Origin of the sequence: Microcystis sp. M31BS1 (assembly GCF_020245285.1) — a bacterium.
In the GTDB taxonomy this organism is placed as follows: domain Bacteria; phylum Cyanobacteriota; class Cyanobacteriia; order Cyanobacteriales; family Microcystaceae; genus Microcystis; species Microcystis panniformis.
In genome coordinates, this window is sequence record NZ_JADBVE010000227.1 from 1 (window position 1) to 5,006 (window position 5,006).

The window sequence follows — 5,006 nt, forward strand, 5'->3', positions numbered from 1 at the left end:
AGCCCGATTGCATCGCAAAACACTCTGCTATTCTAAGTCTACAGAAATGTTAGGATACTCTATTCGTTTATTAATTCATTATCTGAAGTTTCAAGAAGTGCCTATTCCTTACTGATTCATAGCTTAATTCAGCAACGCCAGTAATCTTGAATGGGGAAACATTGCGTTTGATACACCCAAGAAAATGAAGTTTGAAGAACCTAAAACTATCGAGTTACTTCTATCACCAACCAAATCTGTCCAAGAGCTTCAATCTTCTTTGAAGTCTCGTGAACAAACTGAGTCAGCACGGATACAAATATCAAATCGAATGGAAGCAGACCTTTCGGGACTAGGTTTTAAGATTGAGGCATTAGTTCCACAGGAACAGGCTGTTTATAGAGGTAAAACAACGCAGTGGAAATGGGAAGTCACCCCGACGAAAGATGGGGATCAGAATCTGTATCTTACGCTGTCAGCCATTATCAATGTATCGAATCAAAAAGTGCCACTTGTGATACGAACATTTGATAAGACAATTGAAGTAGAGGTTTCTGTAGGTCAGCGTATCTCAACTTTTGTTGCGGGTAATTGGCAGTGGTTATGGGCAAGTATTCTTGTACCACTATCTCCTTTTCTCTGGAAGTGGTATCAAAAAAAGCGGGGCAAAAAGCAGCCGCCTAACAACCCTGGTGCAGCGGATTGACTCAAGCCGCCTAGGTGAGATGCTAAAGATCTCGGCAACTGCTGAACGTGGACGTTAGACCTCAATCTTTCTCTGGAGGCGCAGTTGAAAGTGTATCTGTGGGTTACGATCGCTTTTTCAACCACCTTATCACTAGCTAATCTTCTTGGCTATCAAGGATTAAAGCGTCAAGAGAACTGGGAAAATCACCTCGCTGAACCATTTTTGTGAAGGCTTTATAACAATCATTTTTATCCCCTTGTTTGCGAGGATAGCCTAGCCATAAAACAAAAATAGCTTTATACTCCTTGGTTTGTATAGTGCGATCGCGGCTCTTGTAGGGTGCGTTAACGAAGTGTAACGCACCTAATCTATGGTTATTCAATAATTGATGTAATGGTGGATTACGCTGCGCTAATCCACCCTACGGGGGGTTAAAATTATTATTCTTCCCCTATTTTTTCGGTTATGCTACAGTGCTTGTGAAGCAGCATAGACTTTTACTTCCTTCTCTAAACGTTCTCTGAGCCTATCTTTTTCTACTTCAATATCATACCTTGTTTGAAGATTCATCCAGAACCTTTCAGACATACCAAAATAACGAGAAAGCCTTAAGGCAATATCGGCAGTAATTCCTCGCTTTTCCTCGATAATTTCCTTGATTTGCTCTATTGGTACATTAAGATCTTCTGCCAAACGTTCTTGGCTAATTTCCATCGGTTTGAGAAATTCTTCTAACAGAATCTCACCAGGATGAATGGGGGCTAATAATTTTTTCTCAGTCATGATTATTGAGTAACAATTAATGATAATCGACTATTTCTACATTGTAGGCGTTGCCATTTTTCCAAATAAAACAGATCCGCCACTGATCGTTAATTCGGATACTATGCTGATTTTTTCTATCTCCTGAGAGTTTTTCCAACCGATTAGATGGAGGAATGTATAAATCCTGTAAAGTTTCGGCCGCGTCTAAAACTTCTAGCTTTCTCCGAGCATTTCGTTGAATATCTTGAGGTAATTTTCGTGAAAATTTACGTTTGAATAACTGCTCTGTCTCCTTAGATGCAAAACTCTTAATCATCAATAATTAGGAAAATGCACTACTATCATATCATCTTAGTGCGATCGTCGATCTCATGCTAATGTTAGATCGCAATCTTTCTGTGGAGGCGCAGTTGAAAGTGTATCTGTGGGTTACGATCGCTTTTTCAACCACCTTATCACTAGCTAATCTTCTTGGCTATCAAGGATTAAAGCGTCAAGAGAACTGGGAAAATCACCTCGCTGAACCATTTTTGTGAAAACTTTGTAACAATCATTTTTATCCCCTTGTTTGCGAGGATAGCCTAGCCATAAAACAAAAATTGCTTTATACTCCTCGGTTTGTATAGCCCGAAAGAATAAGCGATAACGGTCAGGTAGTCCCATCTTTTTGACTCTTCCGTAATGCTTGAGCGCCCCAGTCAGAGCAAAATGGGAAGCAAAAGGGTCGAGAGGGATTTTTTCTTTAATGGCGACCATAATCGCCCTGTAGAGTTTGACTGTAGAATGAGTACGGTATGCTTCTGTTGGCAAGGTGTTTTTTAGTTTACGAACCTCAACTTGTAAATCGCGGCGTTGTTGCCCAAAAAGTCTTTTAATGAAGTAGATTCGCCAACCGTTAACTATCAAGTTCTACTCCTGTCATCAACTCTTCATCGACCGCCGCCATTGCTTCCGTATAAGCTTCTAACTCAGCATCAGGATTTAATAGGGCTTGCTTGGTCAGAAAATCTAAGAATAAACTCATCATTAGTTCATCTTCCTCCTGTTCTACAGATTGAGGCTGTAAGCGGACTAATAAGGTATCAGGACTGATAACTTCAACAGCACCTTTAGCTTCTTTGAATTGGGGATTATCCTTAAAAAAACTGGCACTCAGACGGAAACCTGAAGCATTGCCTATTCTAGCCCAGGTTAGATTGTATTGTTTATTACTCATGATTTTAGGCAAGGTTTACTACATATCATGTTATTACATAATTTAATAACATACAAGGTTGCCCAGTTTCTCAACCGCGTTTTAGCTGAACTTCCCCCATACATATATACTATAGGGGAGCGCGCCGAGAAAGCCATCGAGTAAAACTAGCGGATTTCGATTTAAGTACCTAAGCAAAATTAATTAGGGTTTGCTGAAAAAGCTTTTCCTGGGGGCAGGGTGTGGGGTGTGGGGTGTGGGGTGTGGGGTGTGGGGTTTTACCGATTTTGAGGTAGTCAATTACCTAATTTTCAGGGAAAAAGTACCTGAATTTTCCCCCCGATCCCCGCAACGGCTGGCACTTTTTGAGTAAAAACAAGTCTAAAAGTCTTATCCAACAAGGTTTTTAGATTTATTCAGCAGACCCTAATTACACATATCTAACCCCCTCTTGCCTTTTGCCTCTTGCATGAGTGCCTATCTTTACTAGGAAATTAATTTTGCACGACTACTTACCAATAAACCCCTTGTCGGCTAGGATATTGTTGCTTTGAATGAACTGCAATACGGATTCTGCTGCGGGAGCGTTCGGGGAATAAACCAAAAGGTCAACATTTCACTATCACTGAAACTAGGCTCAGGTCCAGGTAGCATGGGAGTCAAGCGATATCCCTGTTCTTGATACCAGTCATCCACCAGGACATAAATAATAGTCAAGAGGGTGGGAGCATCTATCCTATTCATGGGAGGCCTCATGCTTTGGAGTGATTACCTTTATCGTGATGCCTCCCTTTGATTTTACAAACCTCTCTATCTCGCATCAGCCGCAATTCCTAATTCATAATTCCTAATTCCCACTGCTGCTGGCTGCTCAAGGTTCATAATGAAAGAAACATCTATGCTGATAGCCAGTTAATTTTTATGAAAACTGTTGCCGATACGGACTTGCAAAGGCTAGAAGACTTAATTATCAACGGACAAAAAGCGATCGAGACTCGTTTCACGGCGATCGAGACTCGTTTCACGGCGATGGAAACTCGTTTCACGGCGATCGAGAATAGTATCGTCGAAATTAAAGCTGATATTGGCGAAATTAAAGCTGATATTAAGGAAATCAAGCAAGATGTTAAATCCCTAGAGATAGGACAGGCAAAATTAACCGAAAGAGTCGAAGGGATGGATAATCGCCTCAAAATAGTCGAGGGCAGTCAAAAAAATCAAATTTGGGCATTAATAACCATTTTAGGCGGTTCACTGATTACCGCTTCCGTCGGTTTGCTGATCGCTATTTTGCGCTTTGTCTTTTTTAAGTAAAAAATTATCTTTATGGATGAAACTAAAACCGGAATAAATCAAGAAATCGACCTAGAAACCGAAAAAATTGAGCCATCAGCCTCGGTAAGGTCAAGATACGCCCAAATTCACCTAAAAAGTGAGGGTGAGAAATTGGTGCTAATTTTACCCGAAACCGGCGCCGGGGAGACAAGTCAGGATTGGACAGATATCTTGACAGGATTGAAATATTATCTCCGTAATAGCGGTCAAAACTGCCCCGCTAGAACACCTGTACACCTACAGGTCAATGATCGCCTGATGGATACGCGGCAACTACAAGCGATCGCCACAATTTTAGACAGTGCCGAATTACCCCTGCACACGATCCAAACCCAAAGAAGACAAACCGCAGTAGCGGCGGCAACCATGGGTTACAATGTCGAACAAATGCGCTCCAATCCGGGGGTTTTCGGGGATGAGCAACCTTCCCAATCTCCCCTTGCCGAACCTTTGTACTTAAAAACCACCCTGCGATCGGGTGTAGAAATCCGTCACCCCGGTACAGTTATAATCATGGGCGATGTCAACCCCGGCGGATCGATCGTCGCTGATGGCGATATATTAGTTTGGGGAGGTTTACGCGGTGTAGCTCATGCGGGATTCCGAGGCGATCGAGCAGCGGTAATTATGGCCTTGCGAATCGACTTAACTCAACTGAGGATCGCCGAATTAGTGGCAAGGTCTCCAGCTTTAGATAGCGATCGCATAGAACCAGAAATCGCCTGTATCAGCGAAGGAGGAATCCGCATCATTGGGGCTTATAATTTTTCCAGAACCTACACCTTTAAAGATCAAGTGGGGTGGGTCGAAAAAAGGTGATCAGTGACCAGTAAACAGTGATCAGTGACCAGTGATCAGTAAACAGTGATCAGTAAACAGTGATCAGTAAACAGTGATTCAGTGACTGGTAAAAATAGCGATTAACTGCGTTGAAACGAAAAACTCTATAAAACTGATAACTGATAACTGATAACTGATAACTGATAACTGATAACTGATAACTGATAACTGATAACTGATAACTGATAACTGATAACTGATAAC

The 5,006-nt window shown here is 41.7% G+C and carries 8 protein-coding genes and 1 pseudogene; 4 read left to right on the top strand and 5 right to left on the bottom strand.

Annotation, left to right across the window (positions count from 1 at the left end; translation table 11 throughout):
- Together IM509_RS13405 and IM509_RS13410 are read left to right on the top strand one after the other, a co-directional pair.
- Positions 1 to 115, top strand: a pseudogene (locus IM509_RS13405) (IS1 family transposase); the annotation flags it as partial.
- A gap of 69 nt (positions 116 to 184) precedes the next feature.
- Positions 185 to 685, top strand: coding sequence for a hypothetical protein (locus IM509_RS13410; protein ID WP_185238046.1), 501 nt, complete (start codon positions 185 to 187; stop codon positions 683 to 685).
- 136 nt (positions 686 to 821) lie between these two features.
- Here the strand turns inward: IM509_RS13410 and IM509_RS13415 are convergent, their stop codons facing one another.
- The 5 genes from IM509_RS13415 to IM509_RS13435 all read right to left on the bottom strand — a co-directional run bounded on the left by IM509_RS13415 (position 822) and on the right by IM509_RS13435 (position 2,648).
- Positions 822 to 1,049, bottom strand: coding sequence for a type II toxin-antitoxin system YhaV family toxin (locus IM509_RS13415; RefSeq protein ID WP_052277944.1), 228 nt, complete (start codon positions 1,047 to 1,049; stop codon positions 822 to 824).
- A gap of 86 nt (positions 1,050 to 1,135) precedes the next feature.
- Complete coding sequence (locus IM509_RS13420; protein WP_002733868.1) at positions 1,136 to 1,450, bottom strand: HigA family addiction module antitoxin; 315 nt, start codon at positions 1,448 to 1,450, stop codon at positions 1,136 to 1,138.
- Positions 1,451 to 1,466: 16 nt separating this feature from the next.
- Complete coding sequence (locus IM509_RS13425) at positions 1,467 to 1,748, bottom strand: type II toxin-antitoxin system RelE/ParE family toxin (protein ID WP_052277943.1); 282 nt, start codon at positions 1,746 to 1,748, stop codon at positions 1,467 to 1,469.
- Between the two features lie 146 nt (positions 1,749 to 1,894).
- A complete protein-coding gene (locus IM509_RS13430) occupies positions 1,895 to 2,338 on the bottom strand; it encodes a type II toxin-antitoxin system YhaV family toxin (RefSeq protein WP_052277942.1) in 444 nt (147 codons plus the stop codon).
- Positions 2,328 to 2,648: a hypothetical protein gene (locus tag IM509_RS13435; RefSeq protein WP_002793380.1), complete on the bottom strand. Its 321-nt coding sequence runs from the start codon at positions 2,646 to 2,648 to the stop codon at positions 2,328 to 2,330. Before IM509_RS13435 ends, IM509_RS13430 begins: the two co-directional genes overlap by 11 nt.
- Before the next feature lie 900 nt (positions 2,649 to 3,548).
- Here IM509_RS13435 and IM509_RS13440 point away from each other — a divergent pair.
- Together IM509_RS13440 and minC are read left to right on the top strand one after the other, a co-directional pair.
- Positions 3,549 to 3,941, top strand: coding sequence for a hypothetical protein (locus tag IM509_RS13440; protein ID WP_052277941.1), 393 nt, complete (start codon positions 3,549 to 3,551; stop codon positions 3,939 to 3,941).
- A gap of 12 nt (positions 3,942 to 3,953) precedes the next feature.
- Complete coding sequence (minC, locus tag IM509_RS13445; protein ID WP_052277940.1) at positions 3,954 to 4,781, top strand: septum site-determining protein MinC; 828 nt, start codon at positions 3,954 to 3,956, stop codon at positions 4,779 to 4,781.
- Positions 4,782 to 5,006: the final 225 nt, after the last annotated feature.